Source organism: Amycolatopsis sp. DG1A-15b (assembly GCF_030285645.1).
Classification (GTDB): domain Bacteria; phylum Actinomycetota; class Actinomycetes; order Mycobacteriales; family Pseudonocardiaceae; genus Amycolatopsis.
In genome coordinates this window covers 5,544,033-5,565,185 of record NZ_CP127296.1, presented here as the reverse complement: position 1 = coordinate 5,565,185, position 21,153 = coordinate 5,544,033, and the positions used below count along the sequence as shown (strand labels likewise).

Genomic DNA, 21,153 nt, shown 5'->3' with positions numbered 1-21,153 from the left:
GACCTTCCGTAAAAGGGCCCGGCACACGCCGGGCCCTTTTTCGTTAGGGTCGGACCATGGTGCAGACGGCGGTGGTCACCGGAGCGGGTTCGGGCATCGGGCGGGCCGTGGCCCGGGCGCTCCTCGAAGACGGCTACCAGGTCGCGCTGGCCGGGCGGCGCGCCGGTGCTCTCGCGGAAACCGCCGAGGGGTTCGAGAACGCGCTCGCCGTGCCCACCGACGTTTCCGACGAGCAGGCCGTCGAGGCGCTCTTCGCCGCCGTGCGTGATCGCTGGGGGCGGCTCGACCTCCTCTTCAACAACGCCGGCGTTTCGGCGGCCGGGACCGTCGCCGATCTGTCCGTCGAGGACTGGAAGCGGACCGTCGACGTCAACCTCACCGGGATGTTCCTCTGCGCGCGCCAAGCCGTGCGGCTGATGAAGGACCAGGACCCGCGAGGCGGCCGGATCATCAACAACGGCTCGATCTCCGCCCACGTGCCGCGGCCCGCCGGCGTCGCCTACACCGCGACCAAGCACGCCGTCACCGGGCTGACGCGGTCGATTTCGCTGGACGGCCGGGCCTGGGACGTCGCCTGCGGGCAGATCGACATCGGCAACGCCGCCACCGAAATGACCGAGCGGATGGCGGCCGGCATCCCGCAGGCCGACGGCCGGGTCGTCGCCGAGCCGACCTTCGACGTCCGGCACGTGGCCGACGCCGTGCGGTACATGGCCGGGCTGCCGCTCGGCGCCAACGTCCAGTTCCTCACCGTCACCGCGACGACCATGCCGTTCATCGGCCGCGGCTAGCACCGGCCGTACTCCGGGGGGAGACGAGATGCAGCACCTGCTGTTCGAAGGGGACGACGTCGAGGCGCTGGACGAGGCGGTGACCCGGGAGTTCTCGCCCCACGGCCTGCGCGTCGGCCGGGGGGACCGGGCGCCCGGCCGCTTCCGCCGGCTGCACCGGCAGGGGCTGGCGCTGTACGAGCTGGGGTGGGGTGTCCCGGTGGAGGTCGCGGCGGGCGAGCTGCCCGACTTCTACAACGTCCACCTCCCGCTCGCCGGGGAGGGTTCGGTGCGCGTGGCGGGCCGCGAGGTCGCCGCGTCGTGCTCGATCGCCGGACCCGGGATGACCCTGGGGATGTCCCTGCCGGCCGGCTCGGACACCCTCATCCTGTTCCTGCCGCGGGCGGCGGTGGACAACGCCGTCGCCGCGCAGACCGGCGAACCGCCCGCCACCGCCCTGCGGTTCGCCCCCGCCCTCGCCGACGGCGACCCGGCGGTGGCCGCGTGGCAGGCGACCGTGCGAGCCTTCGCGCAGTTCACCGCGTCACCGCTGGCGGCCCGGTCACCACTGGCTGCCGCGCACTTCGAACAGGTCCTCGTGCACGGCCTGGTGGACCTCCAGCCGCACGACCATTTAGCCGCGCTGCCCGCCCACGCCCATCCGGCGCTGCCGCGGGCGGTGCGACGAGCCATGGCGTACTGCGAGGCACACGTGGGCGAGCCGGTGTCGGTCGCCGACATGGCCGCGGCGGCACGGGTCAGCCCTCGCACCCTCCAGGACCGTTTCCGCGCCGACTTCGGGACCACCCCGGCGGCCTACCTCCGGCGCGTCCGGCTCGACCGGGTGCACCAGGACCTGCTGCGCATCGCGGACGGTTCCGCGTCGGGAACGGTCGCCGAGGTGGCGACGCGCTGGGGCTTCACGCACCTGAGCCGGTTCGCCGCCTACTACCGCGAGGCGTACGGGCAGCTGCCGTCCCGCACCGCCGATCCGGGCCGTGCCGGCAAGCCGGAATCCGCGGACCGTTCGGCGGATAACGGATAGAAGGCGGCCGGCCGCCGTCCGTAGGCTGAACGACGTCAAGGGGGGTGTCCATGCCGGCATGGTCAGGGGGTCTGTGCCGGCATGGACGACTACGGACCCGCTTTCAGGGGATCACCCGCGCCTTCCGGAACTCGTCGAACAGCCGGTAGAACATCTGCTCGGTTTCGACGTACTCGTGGAAACCCGCTCGCCGCGCCTTCGACGTGTCCGCGAACATGTCGTAGTCCCAGCCGAAGACGAAGTCGCCGAACGCCCACGACGACGAAACGTCCGCATAGGACGCCGAGAGCCCGTGCTCCGCAGCCATCGACGTCCACAGTGGACCCTTGTCCGCCATCACGTCCACCAGCGACATCCGCAGCGGTGGCGCGGCTTCCAACCCGAAGTACGCCGCCAGTTTCGGCCAGAGTTCGCGCCAGCGGAACAGGTCGCCGTTCGCGATGTTGAAGGCGCCCCGGTGCCCCGTCGCCCAGACCGTCGCCGACGCCAGAAGGCCCGCGTCGGTCATCTCCAGCAGGCTGTCGTACGCGCCGGGCTGGCCGGGGAACCGCAGCGGCAGCCCGAGTTCCTTCGAAATCGACGCGTACACCGCGATCACCAGCGCCAGGTTCATCGGGTTCCCCAGCGCGGTGCCGCCGACCACCGATGGCCGGATCGCCGACCACGTCCAGTCGCCCGCACGCCGTTCGAGGAACCGCTGCTGGTCGACGTTGAACTCCGGCGGCATGTGCCCGGCGTCCGTCTCGCGCGCCGGGGTCTTGAACGGGCCGAGGTGCGCGCCGTAGACCTTGTAGCCCTGCATCAGGCTGACGTGCTGCAGGCCGGGCGCCACCGCGTCGACGAGGTTCGTCAGCATCGCCAGGTTCGGCGGGACGAGTTCCGCCCACGTCGGCCGGTCCTGGTACGCCGCGTAGAAGAGGTGCGTGACGCCGGTCAGCGCCCCGATCTTGGCCCGGGTGTCGGCCGCGTCGAGGAGGTCGACGGCGATCGCTCCCGGGCCGCCCCGCCGGGACAGGCCGACGACGTCCCAGCCACCGTCGGCCCGCAGGTGTTCGACGAGGTTCTTGCCGATGATCCCGTTCGCCCCGGCGACCAGAGCTGTCTTGCGTTCCATGTCTTCGAGGCTGGCCTGGGTGGATGGATAAGTCCAAGGCTTGCTTGTCGCCAAGTCGATAAGCTGAGTTCATGACAAGCCTGCGGCAGCTCGAGTACCTGGTCACGGTGGTCGACACCGGCTCGTTCACCCGCGCCGCCGAGCAGCTGCACGTGACGCAACCGGCGTTGTCGCACCAGATGCGGGCGCTCGAGCGCAGTCTCGGCGGGCCGCTGCTGGAGCGGCTGCCCCGGGCGGTCCGGCTCACGCCGATGGGCCGGGCGATGCTGCCGCACGCGCGGGCGGCGCTGGCCGACGCCGAACGCGCGCGCTGCGCGGCCCGGCTCGCCTCCGGGACGACGGCGGGTGAGCTGCAGGTCGCCACGGTGTATTCGGTGAGCCTCGGCGTGCTGCCGCCCGCGTTGCGCGTGTGGCGGCGCGACCGGCCCGAGGTCGACGTCCGGCTGATCGAGTTCCGGCACGCCGGCGAGCTGCGCGAGGCGATGGCCGCGGGCGAGGCCGACGTCGCGCTCGGCCCGCGCCCCGGCGACTGGGCGGGCCCGGTGCGTGAGCTGGGGGTGGAGGAGTTCGTCGTCGTGCTGCCCGCGGACGGCGCCCGCGAGGACGACAGCACCGGCGAAGTCGACTTGGCGACGCTCGCCGGCTGCGCGTGGGTGCACTACGCCCCGGGCAACGGCCTGGCCGAGTTGGTCGACGCGGCCTGCGCGGCGGCGGGCTTCCGCCCCCGCGCGGCTGTCCGCACCGAGCAGACGGCGGCCGCACCGATCCTCGCGGCCGCGGGCCTGGGCCCCGCGCTGGTCCCGGCGAACGTCCTGCCGGCCCGGTTCGACGGCCGGGTCCTGCGGCCGAGCACGCCGGTCCGCCGCACGCTGACGGCCTACACCCGCGCGGCCCCGGACCCGCTGACCGGTGCGTTCATCGAGACCCTCGTCAAGCACGCCACCGTCTAGAGGCGGCCGAGCCAGGGGTGCGGGCCGTAGGTCGTTTCGAGCGCCTCCGCGAGCCAACGCCGCTGTGCCGCGCCGAGCACCGGCAAAGCGGCGGCGAAGTCCTGCTCGTCCTTGGGGCGGGTGTCGTGGGCCTTGGCGAACAGCTGCACCTCCGGCACCAGGTAGGGGAGGCCCTCGGGCGAAACACCGCCCAGCTTCTTGATTTCCCGCCGCACGGCGGGGTTCCGGCGGGAGACCCACTCGGCACCCCGCGCCTCGTCGAGCATGAACTGGATCCGCCACGGCGCGGACGCCGACGGGCGGCACCACACGTCGTCGACGTCGGCGCCCAGTACCTCGCCCGGTGCCCAGGGCCGCAGGGTGCCCGGCGGGTCCGCCGCCCACCACTCCCACGACGGCAGTGCCTCCTGGATCGCGCGCTGGTCGCGCCGGAGCAGCAGCACGTCGACGTCGGCGTGCGTGCGGAACGGCCGGCCCACCGCCAGCTCGATCGCGTACCCGCCGGCGATCCACCACGGCGCTCGGACGTGGGCGAACAGCTCGGCCACCTCGGGCAGCGGCGCGGGCGCCCAGCTCACGAGACGCCGATCCCCGCCAGCACCGGGCCGGTGAACGGCGTTGCCGTGACGTCGTGGACCCGGGACCCCCAGACCGCGTGGCCGTGGCCCGACCACAGCGGCGCCACCGGCAGGTCCCGCAGCAGCTGGTTCTCCGCCAGCCGGTACAGCTCGCCCGCCTCCTCCGGGGTGGCCGCCGCGTCGGCCAGTGCCAGGTTCTGGCGGAAGACGTCGTCGGTGTACCCCGACGCCGTGGCCAGCTCGGACAGCAGCTCGTACGGGCTGCCGGTCGCCTGCTTGACGTCCACGGTGGACGGGCCGTCGAGCTGGTCCGTGCGCGGGGCCGCCTGTGCCGTCACGGAAACGTCCAGTGCCTTGTGCAGCCCGACCACCAGGGTGCGCGTCCACGCCTCCGCGCCCGGTCCGAAGTAGACGGTGGCGCCACCGGGGAAGGCCGCCTGCTTCAGCAGGGCCTTGCCGGCCGCCGCGTCGAAGGTGCACGGGCGGCAGGTGCCCGAGCGCTCGCCCGGGGCGGCCGACGGTGGCAGCATCGCCTTGGCCGGGTCGACCTGGTGCGCGAGCGGGCCGGCCTCCAGCGCCGCGCGGTCGACGCCGAGGGCGAAGCCGTGGCGGACCGTCGCGTCGGCGAACCGGGGGTTCGCCACCGGGAACGCGAGGTAGCCCGCCTCGGGCAGGGCCCAGGACGCGTGGCGGTCGGCGAATTCGCCGTGCATGGCCTCGTGCCGCTCGCCGGGGACCTCGGTCGCGAGGTCGAGCGTGCCCGCTTTGACCGCGTCGTACTGGGCCGCCGGTTCGCCGACCCGCAGCTCGATCTCCTCGGCCTTCCCGGCGCCGACGCGCTTGAGGGTGCCGCCCGAACCCGGCTTCCAGCCGCCGTCGAGCCGGTACGGTCCGTTGCCGACCGGGGCCTTCGCGAACCCGTCCCAGTCCCGGGAGGCGAGCACCGACGCCGGCAGCGGCACCAGGCCCGGCGCGGAGAGCAGCGCGGGCACCTGGCCGGACGGCCGGTCGAGGGTCAGCGCGATCGTGTCCGGAGCCGCCGCCTCGATCTCCCGGGCCCGCAGGAGCTTCGTCAGCACCGGGGACGAGACCCAGTGCGCGGAGGCGATCGCCCGCCAGGTGTCCACATAGGATTGCGCGGTGACCGGGGAACCGTCGTGGAACGTCGCCGGCCGCAGCTTGACCGTCCAGTGCACCCGGTCGGCGCTCTCGATCGACGCCGCCGCCCGCGGGGTGACCTTCCCGGACGCCGCGTCGTAGTCGGCGAGCGGAGTCCACAGCGCGCTCGTCACCAGCCGGCCCGCCTGGTCGGCGAGGTCGGCCGGCAGCAGCGTCGCGGGCTCCCGGATGCCGACGGACAGCACCCCGGGCCGAGCCGGGCCGGAGCCGGTACAGCCCGTGACGGCGAGGACGAGGACGGCGAACAGGGCGAGCAGGCGCATGCGCCGTTCCTACCAGTCGGAAGGCAACGAAAGACGGTTGTGTCCGGTTGATCTCCGTCGTACCGTTCGATGGGTCACGCTCGCCGGCGTTCTGGGAGGTTTCGCGTGCGCACCTGGTTGCGGTCGTGCTTCGCCGCCGTCACCGTCAGCGCCACGCTGGTCGCGACCGGGCTACCGGCCGCCGCCTGCGGCGAGGACGACAAACCCGCGGTCCCGGCCGCCCGCACGCTGGGCGACCCCGGGGCGGTCAAGAACGTCAAGGCCGTCGGCAACGTGCCCGACGCGGCCGGCGCCATTTCGATCAACTTCCTCGACTACGGCCGCCGCGACGTCATGGTCGTGTCCGGCGAGTTCGGGCTCAAGGTGTACGACCTGACGAAGAACCCGGCCGCGCCGAAGCTGGTCGGGCAGGTCAGCCTGCCCGGGCTGTGGGAGACCGAGGACACCGAGGTCGACCAGAACCGCAAGCTGGTGTTCCTCTCCCGCGACCCGCGGGCGTACGGCGGCACCACGCACACCGGCGAGTCCGGGATCTACGTCGTCGACGTCTCGAAGCCCGAGGCCCCGGCGATCCTCAGCTACGTGCAGGTGCCGGCCGGCCACACCACCAGCTGCGTCGACGGCTGCCGCTACCTGTGGACCGGCGGCCCGGCGAAGGCCGACAACCAGCCGGCGGACTGGGGCGGCCGGCCGATCTGGGTCACCGACATCCGCGACCCGAAGCACCCGAAGGTCGACCCGCAGCCGATCGAGCTGGCCCGCAACGACGGCAAGACCGACTACGTGCACGACGTGCAGGTCGACGCCGACGGCGTGGCCTGGGTGTCCGGGCGCGGCGGCGTCCGCGGCTACTGGACGTCCGGGATCCACCGCGACCCGCTGACGAACAAGGTCCGCCGCGCGACCGCGCACGAGCCGGTCCCGTACGCCGGCGGCGGCATCGCCGAGACCGCGGCCCCGTCGCGGTTCATGCACAACAGCTTCCACCCGGCCGGCCACCGCATCGGCGACGGCGCCTGGCGCGGCCAGGACCTGATCTACGCGACGGAGGAGAACTTCGTCGACGGCTGCGCGGGCGACGGCGTCCTGACGATTTCGTCCTTGAAGGGCTCCTACCACGGCGAAGGCTGGCGTTCGACGCCGGAGAAGCCGTTCCGGCTGGAAAGCGTCGGCACCTGGGGCGTGAACGGCCAGGAGGGCAGCGACCCGGCGTCCGACGACTGCTCCGCGCACTACTTCGACGTCCGCGGCAGGATTCTGGTGCAGTCGTTCTACGCGCAGGGCACGCGGTTCCTCGACGTCAGTGACCCGACGAACCCCCGGCAGATCGCCTACTACCGCCCGGCCGACGCGAGCGCGTGGGCGCCGTACTGGCACGGCAAGTACGTCTACGTCGCGGACAACGCCCGCGGCGTAGACGTCCTGCAGCTGACCGCCTAGGACTTCAGCCAGACAGCGGTGTCGGTCGGCAGTTCGCTGCCGGCCGGCCCGCTGGCCAGCAGGATCTCCCCGGCGGGGAGCGGGACCGGCGCGTCCGAGAAGTTCAGCGCGAACGTGAACCCCGGCCCGAGCCGGAACGCCAGCACCCCTTCGCCGAGGTCGAGCCACTCCGGCGAACCGGTGGGGAGATCCCGCCGGAGCCGCAGCCCGTTCCGGTACAGCGACAGCATCGACGCCGGGTCCGCCGCCTCCGCTTCCGCCGTGTAGTCCCGCCACTCGGCGGGCTGGGGGAGCCACGCGCCCCCGGCACCGAAGCCGAACGGCGCTTCCGAGCCCGACCACGGGATCGGGACGCGGCAGCCGTCACGGCCGGGGTCGGTGCCGTTCGTGCGGGCCCAGACCGGGTCCTGGCGCAGCTCGTCGGGGATGTCCAGGACCTCCCAGAGCCCCAGCTCCTCGCCCTGGTAGACGTACAGCCCGCCGGGCAGGGCCAGCGTCAGCAGCGCCGCCGCCCGGGCCCGCCGGGTGCCCAGCTCGCGGTCCACCGGCAGCTCGTGCAGCCGGTTCGCGAAGCTGAACCCCGTGTCGCCCTCACGGCCGTAGCGCGTGACGTGCCGCGTGACGTCGTGGTTCGACAGCACCCACGCGGCCGGCGCGCCGACCTCCTCGTGCGCCTTCAGCGTCCGGTCGATGACGTCGCGGAAGCGCTTGCTGTCCCACGGGCAGACCAGGAAGTCGAAGTTGAACGCCGAGTGCAGCTCGTCGCGGCGCAGGTAGCGCGCGGCCCGCGACATGTCCGGCAGCCACATTTCGCCGACCAGCACGCGCTCGCCGCCGTAGCTGTCGGCGATCTTGCGCCACGACCGGTAGATCTCGTGCAGCCCTTCCTGGTCGCTGAACGGCGTCTCGTCGCCGTTGTCGACGTCGGGCAGGTGCGGGTCCTTGACCAGGCCGTCGGCGACGTCGATGCGGAAACCGTCCACGCCGCGGTCGAACCAGAAGCGCAGCACGTCCTCGAACTCCGTGCGGATCTCCGGGTTTTCCCAGTTGAAATCCGGCTGGCGCGAGCTGTAGAGGTGCAGGTACCACTCGCCGTCCGGCACGCGCGTCCACGCGGACCCGCCGAAGCGCGACTTCCAGTTGTTCGGCGGCTCGCTGCCGTCCGGGCCGCGGCCGGGCCGGAACCAGAACCGCTGCCGCTCCGGCGAACCCGGGCCCGCCTCGAGCGCGGCCTGGAACCAGCGGTGCTCGTCGGAGCAGTGGTTGGGCACGATGTCGATGATCACCCGGATGCCGCGCGCGTGCGCCTCCGCGATCAGGTCCTCTGCCTCGGCGAGGGTGCCGAACAGCGGCTCGATGTCCCGGAAGTCGGCGACGTCGTAGCCGCCGTCGTCCATCGGCGACGGGTACCACGGCGTGAACCAGATCGCGTCGATGCCCAGGTCGGCCAGGTGGTCCAGCCGGGCGCGGACGCCGGCGAGGTCGCCGACGCCGTCGCCGTTGCCGTCCGCGAAGCTGCGGATGTAGACCTGGTAGATCGCCGCGCTCCGCCACCAGCCGGTCTTGTCGGTCACGAAAGTGCCCTCCTAGTCGTCGTGAAAACCCGGCTCAGCCCTTCAGGCTGCCGGCGGTCAGCCCGGCGAGGATCTGCCGCTGGAAGGCCAGGAACAGCGCCACCATCGGCAGGCTGGCCAGCACCATCCCGGCGACGAGCACGTTGAGCGGCATGTCGATCGCCACCCGCTGCAGCATCACCGAGAGCGTCTGCTTTCCGGTGTCCGGGAACACCAGCAGCGGCCAGATGAAGTCCTTCCACGCGGTGACCACCGCGAGGATCGACACGACGGCCAGGATCGGCCGCGAAATCGGCAGGATGATCCGCCAGAGCGTGCGCACCGGCCCGGCCCCGTCGAGGCGAGCCGCTTCGATCAGCTCGTCCGGGATCTGGTCGAAGAACCTTTTCAGCAGGTAGATGTTGAACGCGTTCGCCGCCGCGGGCAGCCAGATCGCGGCCGGTGAGTTGATCAGGTTGAGGTGCAGCAGCGGCAGGTCCGTCACCGTCACGTACGTCGGGACGAGCAACGCGGTGGCGGGCAGCATCAGCGTCGCCAGCATGAGCCCGAGCACGACGTTGCCGAACTTCGGCCGCAGCTTCGACAGCGCGAACGCGGCCGGGACGTCGATGGCCAGCTGCGCCAGCCACGCGCCGCCGGCGACGATCAGCGTGTTGAGGAAGTACTTGCCCAGGCTCAGCTGGTCCCACGCGTCGGCGAAGGTCTCCGGGTGCCACTCGTGCGGGACGAGCGTCGCCGGTGTCTGCGCCAGTTCCTGCGGTGACTTCATCGCGCCGGTGACGACCCAGTACAGCGGGAACATGAACGCCAGCACGAACACCGCGAGCGTGCCGGCGAAGACGACGCCGTAGACGACCTTGCCGCGCGGGCTGCGCAGTGCGCCGGGGGAGACGAGGGTCCTCATGACTGGTCCGCCTTCCTCGTCAGCCGGACGTACCACGCCGAGAACACGCCGAGCGCCACGAACAGCAGCAGGCTCATCGCGCTCGCCGAGCCGAAGTCGTTGTAGACGAAGGCGTAGCGGTAGAGCAGCAGGAGCACGGTCACCGTGGAGTCGTCCGGGCCGCCGCCGGTCATGACGTACGGCTCGGTGAACACCTGCATGGTCGCGACGATCTGCAGCAGCAGGAGCACCAGCAGGACGAACCGCGTCTGCGGGAACGTCACGTGCCGCAGCCGTTTCCACAACCCGGCGCCGTCGAGCTCCGCGGCTTCGTAGAGCTCGCCGGGGATCGTGCCGAGCGCGGCCAGGTAGATCAGCGTGGTGCTGCCCATGTTGGCCCACGTCGAGACGAACACCAGCGACAGCATCGCGGTCGTGGAGGAGTCGAGCCACTGGCCGCCGGGCAGGCCGGCCGCGCCGAGCGCGGAGTTGAACAAGCCGGGACCGGGGTCGTAGAACCACTTCCACATCAGCGCCGTCACGACCGGTGGCAGCATCACCGGCAGGTAGACGGCGAGCCGGAAGAACGCCTTCGCGTGGCGGAGTTCGTTCAGCAGCACGGCCGTCAAGAACGGGACGGCGAAGCCGAAGACCAGGGCGAGCCCGGTGAACAGCAGCGTGTTGCGCCAGGCGACACCGAACAGCGGGTCCGCGAAGAGCCGCTCGAAGTTGCCGAACCCGACCCACGTCGGCGCGTTGACGAAGTCGACCTGCTGGAAGCTCAGCAGGACACCGCGCACGATCGGGTACCAGGAAAACAGCGCGAACACCACGAGGGCGGCGCAGAGCAGGCCGTACGCGGTGAGGTTCTCCTTGAGCTTGCGCCGCAGCCTGCTCCGGTTCACCTGAGTTGCGGCCGGGCGCCCGGCCCGCGACGGTTTCGCCGCGGGCCAGGCGAGCAGGCTACTTGACCTGGGCGAGGACACTGTTGACCTTCGAGGACGCCGACGCCAGCTGCTGGTCGATGTTCGCGTTCTGGTCCGTGAGCACCGCCTGCATGACGCTGTCGAGCGCGGCGTAGATCTGCTGCGCGTTCGGCGGCTCGATGCTGCCCTTGATCTTGCTCGTAGTGTCCACATAGGACTTGTAGTTCGCGGCGGGGACGTTGGCGTACTTGGCCTTCAGCGCCAGCTGCTGGTCGCGGACCGTGCCCTGCCAGACGTCGGGGGTGGGCTCGGCGGGCAGGCCGACCGGCTGCTTGCCCTCGACGTACTGCTGGATGTGCTTTTCGAAGCGGTCCGGGTTGAGGTACTTCCACTGGATCCACTCGAGGCCGGCCTTGATCTTCTCCGGGGACGCCTTCGGGTTGAGCATGTAGCCCTCGCCGCCGAGCAGGGTGCCCTGGCCGCCGGGCATGCCCGCGATGCCGTAGTCCTCGTACTTGCCGTTGAACTGCTTGACCAGCACCGGGACGTTGTCCGGGGCGGCCATGTACATGCCGAGCTGGCCGGCGCCCATCATCCGCTGGACGTCCTGGGCTTCGAGCAGCTGCTTGGCGCCCATGGAGTTGTCGGTCCAGCGCATGTCGTGCAGGTACTGGAGGGCCTGCTTGCCCTTTTCGCCGGCGAAGTCGGCGACCCACTTGTCGCCGTCCTTGCGGGCGATGTCGCCGCCCATCGAGTAGAGCCAGCCGGTCATGTGCCAGCCACCCTGGTTGTTCTTGCTGTAGTCGGCGTACCCGACGACGCCGTTGCCCAGGGCGGAGATCTTCTTCGCGGCTTCGCGGACTTCGTCCCAGGTCTGCGGCGGCTTGTCGGGATCGAGGCCGGCCTTCTGGAACAGCGGGCGGCTGTAGAGCAGGCCCATCGTGTAGTTCATGGTCGGCAGGCCGTACAGCTTGCCGTCGGCGCCCCGGAAGTTGTCCAGGAGTTCCGGCTTGAGGTCGTTGAGGTGCGGGACGCTCTTCGCGGCTTCGGTGATGTCGGCGGCCTGGTGGCGGGCGATGATCTGCGCCGGGTCGGTGAAGTAGACGTAGTAGACGTCTTCGAGCTGCCCGCCGGCGAGCTTCGCGGAGAACGTCTTGGGGTCCATGAAGCCTTCGTGCGGATCGATGTCGATGTTCGGGTGCGCCGCCTCGAACTCCTTGACGTCGGCGTCGAAGACGCTGCGCTCGAAGGGCTGGCTGGTCGGCGGCTGACCGGTGACGGTGATCTTGACCTTGCCGCCGGCTGGAGCGCCGGAGTCACCGTCCCCGCAGGCGGCCACCCCCAGGGCGAGACCACCGGCGGCGAGCAGGCACAACGTTCGGCGGGAGACGGTTCGGGACCAGGTACTGCTCATCTCAAGCCTCTTCTCGGGTCGCGACGGCTGTCACGTGATTGCGGTCACTCTAAAGTGGGAGACGCGATAGCCGCAATAACTAGACGAGATTTTGCAACTTACGAACAGAGCGCGGGCACGAAAAAGGCGCGACGGCTCGGGGCCGTCGCGCCTCTCGGATCGCGGGGGTCAGGTGATGCGGCGGGCCGTGGACCCGCGGACCACCAGTTCCGGCGCGAACAACAGCTCTTCGGCCGCCACCTCGCCGCCGTTGATGCGCTTGACCAGCAGTTCCACCACCGCTCGGCCCATCGCCTCGATCGGCTGGCGGGTGGTCGTCAGGGGCGGGTCGGTGCAGTTCATCAGGGCCGAGTCGTCGTAGCCGACCACCGAAACGTCCTCCGGCACCGACAGGCCCTGCCGGCGGGCCGCGCGGATCGCGCCGAGGGCCAGCAGGTCGCTGGCGCAGAGCACCGCCGTCGCGCCGCGGGGGTACAGGCGGGCCGCCGCCGCGTGGCCGCCCTCGATCGAAAACATCCCGTGCTCGATCAGCTCCTCCAGGACCGGCAGCCCGAGTTTGGCCGCGTAGGAGCGGAACGCCTCCAGCTTCCGCCGCGACGGAACGTGGTCGGACGGGCCGAGGACGAGGCCGATCTTCTCGTGCCCGAGCGAGCTGAGGTGCCCGACGACCTGCTCGACGGCCACCGCGTCGTCGCACGAGACCTGGGGCAGCCCGAGGTGGTCGACCGCCGCGTTGATCAGCACCGTCGGCAGCCGTCGCTCGACGAGGTGGTGGTAGTGGGAGTGGATCGCGTCCGCCTGCGCGTACAGGCCGCCGGCGAACACCACGCCCGACACCTGCTGCTGCAGGAGCAGCTCGACGTACTCCGCTTCGGACACCCCGCCCGCCGTCCGCGTGCAGAGCACCGGCGTGAACCCCTGCTGGGCGAGGGCGTTGCCCATGATCTCGGCCAGCGCCGGGAAGATCGGGTTCTGCAGCTCCGGCAGCACCAGCCCGACCAGCCGGGCCCGCTCGCCCCGAAGCTGGGTGGGCCGCTCGTACCCCATCACGTCCAGCGCGGTGAGCACGGCGGCGCGGGTGCTCGCGGACACCCCGGACCGGCCGTTGAGCACCCGGCTGACCGTGGCTTCGCTGACCCCGACCTGGCGGGCGACTTCGGCAAGACGACGCGTCATAGCTGAAACTTTACCGCAATCGAGCGCAAAAGCACGACGTGCGGAACCGGCGCCAAGCTGGTGATCAACGGTCACCGAGGCCGCACATCCCGTTCCTAGCTTGGCCGACGTGACCACCACCCTCGCCCGCACCACCACGTCTCGCGGCCTGACCGCGCTCGCGGTGCTCGCTTTCCTGCTGGCCGCCTACCGCGGGTTCCGCATGCCGGGCGACTGGGCCGTGACGCTCGAAGCCGTCTCGCTGACCGACGGCTTCCACCGCCGGTTCCTCGTCGGCACCCTGCTCCACCCGTTCGCCCTCGCGACCGGGTACGCGTACTGGGTGTTCGCGGCCGCCGCGTTCGCCGTCCTCGCCGCGGTGCTCGGGGTGCTGGCCGTCGCGTTCGCGCGCGCCCGGCACCCGGGTGGGAAGCTCGTGGTCGTCGGCTGGCTCCTGCTGCCCTCCGGCGGCTTCCTCTTCCACGAAGTGGGCTACTTCGACCAGGTCCTGTACCTGCTGCTGTTCGGCGCGCTGGGGCAGCTGCCGCGCCGGCCCGCGGTGGCCTCCGGGCTGATGACGGCCGCGGTGCTCACCCACGAGATCGCGGCGCTCACCGTCCTCCCCGTCTTCGCGGTCGTGCTGCTGCGGCGGTCCTCGGTGCGGATCACGGCGAGGCTGCTCGTGGCGCCGGTCGTGGCGGAACTGGCCGTGCTCGCGCTCCCGGCGTCGAGCGCGGGCGCGGTCGCGCGGCTCGAGACCGCGATGGCCACCGCGGATTTCACCCCGCGAGCCGACGCACTGGCGTTGTTCGAACGCACCCAGACCGAAAGCTGGCAGCTGTATTCGATCACCGAAGTCCTGCTGCTCGTAGCTCCGATCCTCGTCGTCGTGGTGGCTGGCTTCCTGGTGCAGCGGCGTGACGTGCTCGCGGTCGCGGCCGTCGCGGCTCCGGCGTTGCTCGCCTTCGCGGGCTGGGACTGGGCGCGCTGGGGATTCCTGCTGGTCACCAACTTCGCCGTGCTGCTGTGGCTGGGCCCGCCGCGGGAGCTGCGCCCGCTGCCGCTGATCGGGGCCGCGGTGCTGCTCGCGCACCTGCCGCTGCCGTACTTCGACGCCCAGCACCCGCGTGAGCTGTCCTGGCGGGCGGTCAGCGCCTTCGCCGGTCAGGCGTTCTCGACACCCCGGGGCAACCGCACGGTGAACACGGCCCCGCCGTCGTTGTGCACCGTGAGCGATCCGCCGTGCGCCAGCACGTTCTCCCGGGCGATCGCCAGCCCGAGCCCGCTGCCCTCGGTCGCCTGACGCGCGTGGTCGCCGCGGGTGAACCGGTCGAACAGGAGCGGCAGCAGGTCTTCCGGGACGCCGGGGCCGGCGTCGGCGACCCGCACGACGACGTCGTCGCCGGTCCCGTCGAGGGTGACCGTGACCGGCGCGGCCCCGTGCCGGACGGCGTTGCTCAGCAGGTTCGCCACCACGGTGTGCACCCGCCGCGGGTCGGCGACGACCGTGACGTTCCCGCTCGCCGTCACGGCGGCGTCGACGCCGGTGACTTCGGCGGCGTCGGCCACCAGGTCGGCGAGGTCGACGGGCGCCACCCGCAGGTCGGCCTTGCCGGCGTCGAAGCTGGCGATCTCGAGCAGGTCTTCGACGAGCTTGGCGAGCCGCCGCGCCTGCGTGCCGAGGATGTCGGCGGCCCGGGTGCGGGTGGCGGGCTCGGCGTGGTCGAGGCTGTCGACGGTGGCGAGCATCGAGGCCAGCGGAGTCCGCAGGTCGTGGGCGACGTCGGCGACGAACCGCCGCTGCTGGCGGTCTTTCGCGTGCAGCTCTTCGATGGATTCGCCGAGCCGCGCGGCCATCGCGTTGAAGGACCCGGCCAGCGCGGCGACCTCGTCCCGGCCCTTGACCGGGACGCGGGTGCCGAGTTCGCCCGCACCCAGCTCGTCGGCGGCCGCGGACAAGGCCTTGATCGGACGGCGGATCCGGCGCCCGATCAGGACCGCCACGCCGACCCCGAGCGCGGTCACGCCGAGGGCGACGCGGACGAGCTTCCAGCGTAGCTCGGTCAGGTCGTTGTCGAACTGGCTGAAGTCGTAGAACTGCACGAGGTGGTAGCCGGGCACGGGCAGATTCGCGTTGACCACGAACACTTTCCGGCCGGTCTCCGGCACCCGCGCGTAGGCGGCGCCGAACTGCTCGGGCGCTCGATAGCGGAACAGCTCCTCGCGCACCGCCCGCAGCATCGTGAGTTTGTCCGGAACCGGGATGAGCCCGAGATACGTGGTGGCGGCTCGCACGACTTCGACCTGCCCGCCGGGCCCCTCGAGCACCAGCGCCCAGTCCGGGATGTCGCCGAGGTGGGTGGGGGCGTCGTCGAGCCACCCTTCGCTGCCCACCTTCGAATACTCTTGGATGACCTTCCGATCGGCCGCCGCGTTGCTCACGGACGACCTGGCGAACCGGCCCAGTGCTTCGTCGGCCTGCACCTGGTAGGCGGAGAACGCCATCACCGCCGTCGCCGTCGTGGTCACGCCGACGATCGCCGCCACGATCCGCGTCCGCAGGCTGACGGCCGGGAGCCTCACCTCGTCACCAGGCGGTAGCCCAGGCCGCGGACGGTCCGCAGCAGCACCGGGTTCGCCGGGTCGTCCTCGACTTTCGCGCGCAGCCGCGCGACCGCCGCGTCGACGATCCGCGAGTCGCCGACGTAGCCGTAGTCCCAGACGCGCTTGAGCAGCACCTGGCGGCTCAGCACCTGGTTCGGGTGCTCGGCGAACTCGACGAGCAGCCGGATCTCCGTGGCGGTCAGCGCGAGTTCCTCGCCGGCGCGGGTGACGCTCATCGCGGCGGCGTCGATCGCCAGCTCGCCCACCCGGAACAGGCCGGCTTCCGGCACGGCCGGCTGCGCGCGGCGGCCGATCGCCTTGATCCGCGCGTCGAGCACGCGCGGCTCGGCCGGCTTGACCACGTAGTCGTCGGCGCCGCACTCGAGCCCGGCGACGACGTCGATCGGGTCGCCGCGGGCGGTCAGCAGCACGATCGGCAGCCGGCTGCGGGCGCGGATGCGGCGGCAGACCTCGAAGCCGTCGATACCGGGCAGCATGACGTCGAGGAGGACGAACTCGGCGTCGCCCAGCGCGGTCAGCGCGTGCTCGCCGGTAGGAGCGTGGACGACGTCGTGGCCCAACGCGCGCAACGCCAGCGAAAGCGCTTCGGCCAGCGGTTCGTCGTCCTCGACGAGCAGCAGACGCGGCACGGGCCCTCCCCGGGATGATCGTTCCGGCGAGACTAATGCAGCGCCCGGCGGCCCGGCGGTTCCCGTGCGGAACCGTCGAGCCGCCGTGCGGTTTCGTCACATCAGGCCGCCGACACCTCGAATCCGGCCGCCTGGCCGGCGGGCCAGCCCGTGTTGCCGGTGAAGGTCAGCCGCACGAACCGCTGGGACGTCGTCGCGAAGGACACCGAGGCCGTGTTGCCGGACGCCGGGTCGAACGAGTAGCCGCGCGACCCCACCAGCGTCGTGTACGAGCCGCCGTCGGTGCTGCCGGAGATCGTCACCGTCTGGGTGCGCGCACCCCAGGCCGAGGACGGCGGCAGCTTCAGCGTCACCTTGTTGATCGACGACGCCGTGCCCAGGTCCACCGTCAGCGTCTGGGGGAACGCGTTGTTGGCGCTCTCCCAGTAGCTGTTGGCGTCGCCGTCGTTCGCGTTCGACGGCGGGAACCCGCCCTGCTGGGACGACGAGCTGATCGCCTTCCCGCGGGCGAGGTCGGTGCCGGGCTGCGGCGGCTGCGGCGGACCCGAGTTCGGCGCGGGCCAGGTCGAGCAGTCGCCCCAGGTGCCGGTCCAGCCGTTGTTGCCCGACCCGCCGAAGGTCATGCGGGGGATCGACGTCGGGTAAGGGCAGTTGTACGTCCCGGTGACGCCGACGCCGGACGCCGTCAGGTTGCTGATCGACACCGACCCCTGCGTCTGCGCTTGCGCCACGAAGGTGCCGACGCCCTGCACGGAGACGCCGTCGATGGTGATGCCCTGGATCGGCTTGCCCGCGCCGTTGCCGTCGATGAACTGGATGGCCTCGTACGGGCTCTGGATCGCGGTGAACCCGGTGACGCGGATGGTGACGCCGGTGATCGCCTGGTCGCGCGCGTCGAACCACAGCGCGCCGACGCCGAACTGCCAGTTCGGGTCGAGCGCCCCGGCCCGCAGCGCGGTGTTGTTCGAAAGCGTGACCGTGCCGGACAGCGGCACCGAGTTGAACCGGTTCGCCACGAGGTAGCCGCCGCCGAGGGCGTTGGTGTCCTGGACCAGGTTGCCGCTCACGGTGTTGTTCGACCCGCCGTACAGCGCGATGCCGTTGGCCAGGTTGGGCTGCACGACGGTGTTGTTCGCGATGGTGTTGCCCGCGTCGGCCTGGCCGTTGGACCACAGCGCGAGCCCGTCGTCACCGTTGTTGCGCAGGTAGTTGTTGCGCAGCGTCGAGTTCGTCACGGCGCCGTCGAAGTTCACGCCGTCGGCCTGGGTGTCGAGGATGCGGTTGTTTTCGATGGTGAGATTCGACGAAGCGCCGTTCATCAGCCACAGCCCGCACTTGGTGTCCTGGATCCACAGGCCGCTCACGACCGAGCCGGTGCCGAGGACGCCGTGGAACGCGTTGTCCGGGCTGCCGTCGTTGCGCTCGGTCACGTCACCGAAGACCGCGAAGTCGTACAGCTTGATGTTCCCGGACGCGCTGCCGTTGTTGAAGATGTTGTTGCCGTGCAGCACGGTGTACCACTGGCCCGCGCCCCGGACGGTCGTCTGGTCGATCTGCAGCGCCGAGGAGATTTCGAAGCGCCCGGACGGCACCCACACCTCGCGGCCCTGCGAGCGCGCCGCTGCCAGCGCGTTCCGGAACGCCTGCGTGTCGTCCGAGGAGTCGTTCGCGGTGGCGCCGTAGTCGGTGACCGGCAGGGCGTTCGCCGGTTTCGTGCCCGCGCCGCCGACCTGCTCGAAGTCGGCGAGGTCGATGGTCGCCTGGCCGACGTCACCGGAGTCGGCCTGCACCCGCACCTTCGCCCCGGCGGGCAGGTTCTGGCCCAGCAGCAGCCGGGCGTCGTCGAAGAAGTGGTGCGTCTTGGCGCCGGGGATCCAGCTGGTGTCCACATAGGAATAGCGGGCGGTCACCGGCAGCGCCAGCTTGGTCCCGTTGACGGACACCGTGAGGCGGCCGGACGAGCCGTCCGGCACGCTGTAGTGGACGTTGATCGAGTTGGCCGCCGCGGGCAGCGTGAACTCGACGTACTGGCCGGTGCCGATCCGGACCGCCTGCCGCCCGGAGGCCTCCGAAGCCAAGCCGGCCTGCGTGTAGTCGGGGCCGACGGCCGAGCCGTTGGTCGCCGAGCACTCGGCTTCGACGGTCCGGAACGGCACACTCGCGCCGCCGGACGCCGTGGTGGGACAGGTCGCCGCGGCCGCCGGGGTGCCGCCGGCCAGCACGGTCAGGCCGGCCGCGGCGAGGGCCGCGGCCAGCAGCGCCGCGCGGCGCCGGGGAATGGGGGACATCGTCGTCACCTTTCTCACGGGGTTCAGGACGAATAGGCTTCGAGCTCGGACAGCTGACCCGCGGGCCAGCCGGTGTTGCCGGTGAAAGTCAGCCGGAGGGTGCGCACCGACGCCGCCGGGAAGGTCACGGTCGCGGTGTTGCCGGACGCCGGGGCGAAGGTGTAGCCCGCCGCGGCCTTGACCCCGTCGACCGAGATCGTCTGCGTGCGGGTGCCCCACGCCGAGGACGGCGGCAGCTTCAGCACCAGCCGCGAGACGGTGACCGTGCTGCCGAAGTCGACGGTCAGCGACTGCGGGAACGCGTTGTTCGTGCTCTCCCAGTACGAGTTCGCGTCGCCGTCGACGGCGTTGCCCGGCGGGAAACCACCTTGGGCGCCGGACGCGCTGACTGCCTTGTGCAGCGCCAGGTTCCCGCCCGGCTGGGTCGGCGTGGTGGTCGGCGGCGTGGTGGTGGGCGGAGTCGTCGTGCCGCCGTTGTCCGAGCCGTAGACGGGCGCCGGCCACGAGCCGCAGTACGTCGTGGTCCAGCCCGAGTTGCCGCCCTGGTCGGCCAGGCCGCTCATCGCGTCGGGCCCCATGCAGTTGTAGACACCCGCCCGGCCGACCCCGGTCGCGACGACGTTCTTCACCGACCCCGACGGCTTCGCCTGCAGCTGCCAGGCGAACGTGCCGGCGCCGCTGATCCGGATGTCGCTGAAGTGCACGTCCGTGGTGGCGCCGTCGATGAACTGGATCGCCTCGTAGTTGTTGTCCAGCAGGTCGTTGCCGGTGACGTCGATCCGGCCGGTGATGGCCGAGTCGCGGCCGTCGAACCACAGCGCGCCGACGCCGAACTGCCAGTTCGAGTCGAGCACGCCGGTGCGGATCGCGGTGTTGCGCGCGACCGTCGTGGTGCCCGACAGCGGCACCGCGCTGAACCGGTTCGCGATGTGCAGACCACCGCCCTGGTCTTGGTTGTCGGCGACGACGTTGTCGGACACGGTGTTGTCGTGCCCGCCGTAGATCGCGATGTTGTTGGCCAGGATCGGCAGCAGCACGGTGTTGAAGGAGAACGTGTTGTGGTGGTCGGCTTGGTGCTCGGACCACATCGCCAGGCCGTCGTCGCCGGTGTTGCGCAGGAAGTTGTTCGTCACGGTGACGTTGCTGATGCCCTGGTGCAGGTTCAGCCCGTCGGCGGTCTGGTCGAGGATCCGGTTGCCGGTCACGGTGAGCCCGTCGAACGGCCCGTCGAGCCACAGCCCGACCTTCGTGTGCTGCAGCCACAGGTTCTGCACGACCGAGCCGCCGCCCAGCGCGCCGCCGATCGCGTTCGACTGGTCGCAGTCGACGCGGGCGTCGACCTGGCCGATGATCGCGAAGTCGTAGAGCTTCACCGCGCTGCTGACGCCCGGCACGGCGGGGTTGCCGGGATACGCCGGGGTTCCGCAGCTCTCCGGTTCGCCCTTGCCGAAGATGCCCGCGCGCGGGCCGGTCAGCACCGAGTACCAGGGTCCGGCACCGCGGATCGTCACCTGGTCGACCGTGATGTGGTGGCCGAGGGTGAAGGTGCCGGACGGGATCCAGGCTTCCTTGCCCTGGCTGCGTGCCGCCGCGACCGCCGCGTCGAACGCCGCGGCGTCGTCGCTCGTGTCGCCCGCGGTGGCGCCGTAGTCGGTGACGGACACCGAGTTCGCCGGCCGGGTCGCGGCCGCGCCGACCTGCTCGAAGTCGGCGAGGTCGACGGTGACCGGCGTGACGTCTCCGGCGTCGGCCTGCAGCCTGATCTTCGTCCCGGCCGGGTAGGACGTGCCGAGCAGTGCGCGGGCCTCGTCGTAGAAGTGGTGCGCGTGACCGTCACCCGGGTTGTTGGTGAAGGGGTACGAGCCGTAGTACCAGGCCCACTTCGACGTCAGCGGGATGTCCCGGTTGTGGGCACCGCCGACGTAGAGCGAGATCGTCCCGCTCGCGGAGTCCGGGACGCTGTACCGGAAGTCGATCGAGTTCGCCGGTGCGGTGAGGGTGAACTCGACGTACTGGCCCTGGCCGGACAGCGTCACGGCCTTCCGGCCGGAGGCTTCGCCGGCGAGGGTGCCCGCGGCGCGGTTCGGGCCGATGACCGAACCGTTGGTGGCGGCGGTTTCGGCTTCTTGTTCGAGGAAGGGAACCGTCGCGCCCCGGCCGGCGGCCGGGGCCGCGTTTCCCGCGGGAACGGCGGCGATCGTGAGTCCGGCGGCGGCGATCACCGCCGCGGCGAGTGCGCCGAACCTGAACTTGGGCGCGCTGAAGACAGAGCTGGGAGACATGGGCGGCACTGGCCTTTCCGCAGCAGGTGGGGACCTCT

General features: G+C 71.4%; 16 protein-coding genes. 4 read left to right on the top strand and 12 right to left on the bottom strand.

Features of this window, described 5'->3' with window-relative positions; genetic code table 11:
- Positions 1–56: 56 nt before the first annotated feature.
- Positions 57–791, top strand: coding sequence for an SDR family oxidoreductase (locus tag QRY02_RS25415; RefSeq protein ID WP_285985358.1), 735 nt, complete (start codon positions 57–59; stop codon positions 789–791).
- 28 nt (positions 792–819) lie between these two features.
- Positions 820–1,815, top strand: coding sequence for an AraC family transcriptional regulator (locus QRY02_RS25410; RefSeq protein ID WP_285985357.1), 996 nt, complete (start codon positions 820–822; stop codon positions 1,813–1,815).
- Positions 1,816–1,918: 103 nt separating this feature from the next.
- Here QRY02_RS25410 and QRY02_RS25405 read toward each other — a convergent pair whose 3' ends face one another.
- Complete coding sequence (locus tag QRY02_RS25405; protein ID WP_285985356.1) at positions 1,919–2,929, bottom strand: SDR family oxidoreductase; 1,011 nt, start codon at positions 2,927–2,929, stop codon at positions 1,919–1,921.
- A gap of 71 nt (positions 2,930–3,000) precedes the next feature.
- Between QRY02_RS25405 and QRY02_RS25400 the strand changes: the two genes are divergently transcribed.
- Complete coding sequence (locus QRY02_RS25400; protein WP_285985355.1) at positions 3,001–3,879, top strand: LysR family transcriptional regulator; 879 nt, start codon at positions 3,001–3,003, stop codon at positions 3,877–3,879.
- Here QRY02_RS25400 and QRY02_RS25395 read toward each other — a convergent pair.
- The gene (locus tag QRY02_RS25395; RefSeq protein WP_285985354.1) at positions 3,876–4,457 is read right to left on the bottom strand and encodes a nucleotidyltransferase domain-containing protein; all 582 of its coding nucleotides are present in this window, start codon (positions 4,455–4,457) and stop codon (positions 3,876–3,878) included. The genes QRY02_RS25400 and QRY02_RS25395 overlap by 4 nt on opposite strands.
- The gene (locus tag QRY02_RS25390) at positions 4,454–5,899 is read right to left on the bottom strand and encodes a peptide ABC transporter substrate-binding protein (RefSeq protein ID WP_285985353.1); all 1,446 of its coding nucleotides are present in this window, start codon (positions 5,897–5,899) and stop codon (positions 4,454–4,456) included. Before QRY02_RS25390 ends, QRY02_RS25395 begins: the two co-directional genes overlap by 4 nt.
- 105 nt (positions 5,900–6,004) lie before the next feature.
- On the opposite strand from QRY02_RS25390, the gene QRY02_RS25385 reads away from it, so the two are divergent.
- The gene (locus tag QRY02_RS25385; RefSeq protein WP_285985352.1) at positions 6,005–7,339 is read left to right on the top strand and encodes an LVIVD repeat-containing protein; all 1,335 of its coding nucleotides are present in this window, start codon (positions 6,005–6,007) and stop codon (positions 7,337–7,339) included.
- Here QRY02_RS25385 and QRY02_RS25380 read toward each other — a convergent pair.
- The 9 genes from QRY02_RS25380 to QRY02_RS25340 all read right to left on the bottom strand — a co-directional run bounded on the left by QRY02_RS25380 (position 7,336) and on the right by QRY02_RS25340 (position 21,115).
- Positions 7,336–8,913, bottom strand: a complete 1,578-nt coding sequence (locus QRY02_RS25380; RefSeq protein WP_285985351.1) for a glycoside hydrolase family 13 protein — start codon at positions 8,911–8,913, stop codon at positions 7,336–7,338. The two genes, QRY02_RS25385 and QRY02_RS25380, sit on opposite strands and share 4 nt — an antisense overlap.
- 34 nt (positions 8,914–8,947) lie before the next feature.
- Positions 8,948–9,817 (bottom strand): carbohydrate ABC transporter permease, encoded by an 870-nt coding sequence (locus QRY02_RS25375; protein WP_285985350.1) that lies wholly within the window; start codon positions 9,815–9,817, stop codon positions 8,948–8,950.
- A complete protein-coding gene (locus tag QRY02_RS25370; RefSeq protein ID WP_285985349.1) occupies positions 9,814–10,782 on the bottom strand; it encodes a carbohydrate ABC transporter permease in 969 nt (322 codons plus the stop codon). The genes QRY02_RS25375 and QRY02_RS25370 overlap by 4 nt, the downstream gene beginning before the upstream one ends.
- Entirely contained in the window at positions 10,760–12,136 is a 1,377-nt protein-coding gene (locus QRY02_RS25365; RefSeq protein ID WP_285985348.1) for an ABC transporter substrate-binding protein, read from the bottom strand. Before QRY02_RS25365 ends, QRY02_RS25370 begins: the two co-directional genes overlap by 23 nt.
- A gap of 168 nt (positions 12,137–12,304) precedes the next feature.
- The gene (locus tag QRY02_RS25360) at positions 12,305–13,312 is read right to left on the bottom strand and encodes a LacI family DNA-binding transcriptional regulator (protein ID WP_285985347.1); all 1,008 of its coding nucleotides are present in this window, start codon (positions 13,310–13,312) and stop codon (positions 12,305–12,307) included.
- Between the two features lie 1,143 nt (positions 13,313–14,455).
- On the bottom strand, positions 14,456–15,874 hold the full coding sequence (locus QRY02_RS25355; RefSeq protein WP_285985346.1) for a sensor histidine kinase: 1,419 nt from the start codon (positions 15,872–15,874) through the stop codon (positions 14,456–14,458).
- Complete coding sequence (locus QRY02_RS25350; protein ID WP_285985345.1) at positions 15,871–16,545, bottom strand: winged helix-turn-helix domain-containing protein; 675 nt, start codon at positions 16,543–16,545, stop codon at positions 15,871–15,873. Before QRY02_RS25350 ends, QRY02_RS25355 begins: the two co-directional genes overlap by 4 nt.
- Before the next feature lie 101 nt (positions 16,546–16,646).
- The gene (locus QRY02_RS25345) at positions 16,647–18,833 is read right to left on the bottom strand and encodes a discoidin domain-containing protein (RefSeq protein WP_285985344.1); all 2,187 of its coding nucleotides are present in this window, start codon (positions 18,831–18,833) and stop codon (positions 16,647–16,649) included.
- Between the two features lie 23 nt (positions 18,834–18,856).
- Positions 18,857–21,115 carry a discoidin domain-containing protein gene (locus tag QRY02_RS25340; RefSeq protein WP_285985343.1) on the bottom strand — a complete coding sequence of 753 codons (2,259 nt, stop codon included), beginning with the start codon at positions 21,113–21,115 and terminating at the stop codon, positions 18,857–18,859.
- Positions 21,116–21,153 lie beyond the last annotated feature (38 nt).

Excerpts from the sequence above, each read along its gene's own strand:
- QRY02_RS25405 (WP_285985356.1), bottom strand. The coding sequence starts at position 2,929 with ATGGAACGCAAGACAGCTCTGGTCGCCGGGGCGAACGGGATCATCGGC.
- QRY02_RS25410 (WP_285985357.1), top strand. The coding sequence starts at position 820 with ATGCAGCACCTGCTGTTCGAAGGGGACGACGTCGAGGCGCTGGACGAG.
- QRY02_RS25340 (WP_285985343.1), bottom strand. The coding sequence starts at position 21,115 with ATGTCTCCCAGCTCTGTCTTCAGCGCGCCCAAGTTCAGGTTCGGCGCA.
- QRY02_RS25415 (WP_285985358.1), top strand. The coding sequence starts at position 57 with ATGGTGCAGACGGCGGTGGTCACCGGAGCGGGTTCGGGCATCGGGCGG.
- QRY02_RS25365 (WP_285985348.1), bottom strand. The coding sequence starts at position 12,136 with ATGAGCAGTACCTGGTCCCGAACCGTCTCCCGCCGAACGTTGTGCCTG.
- QRY02_RS25390 (WP_285985353.1), bottom strand. The coding sequence starts at position 5,899 with ATGCGCCTGCTCGCCCTGTTCGCCGTCCTCGTCCTCGCCGTCACGGGC.
- QRY02_RS25375 (WP_285985350.1), bottom strand. The coding sequence starts at position 9,817 with ATGAGGACCCTCGTCTCCCCCGGCGCACTGCGCAGCCCGCGCGGCAAG.
- QRY02_RS25400 (WP_285985355.1), top strand. The coding sequence starts at position 3,001 with ATGACAAGCCTGCGGCAGCTCGAGTACCTGGTCACGGTGGTCGACACC.
- QRY02_RS25360 (WP_285985347.1), bottom strand. The coding sequence starts at position 13,312 with ATGACGCGTCGTCTTGCCGAAGTCGCCCGCCAGGTCGGGGTCAGCGAA.
- QRY02_RS25345 (WP_285985344.1), bottom strand. The coding sequence starts at position 18,833 with ATGTCCCCCATTCCCCGGCGCCGCGCGGCGCTGCTGGCCGCGGCCCTC.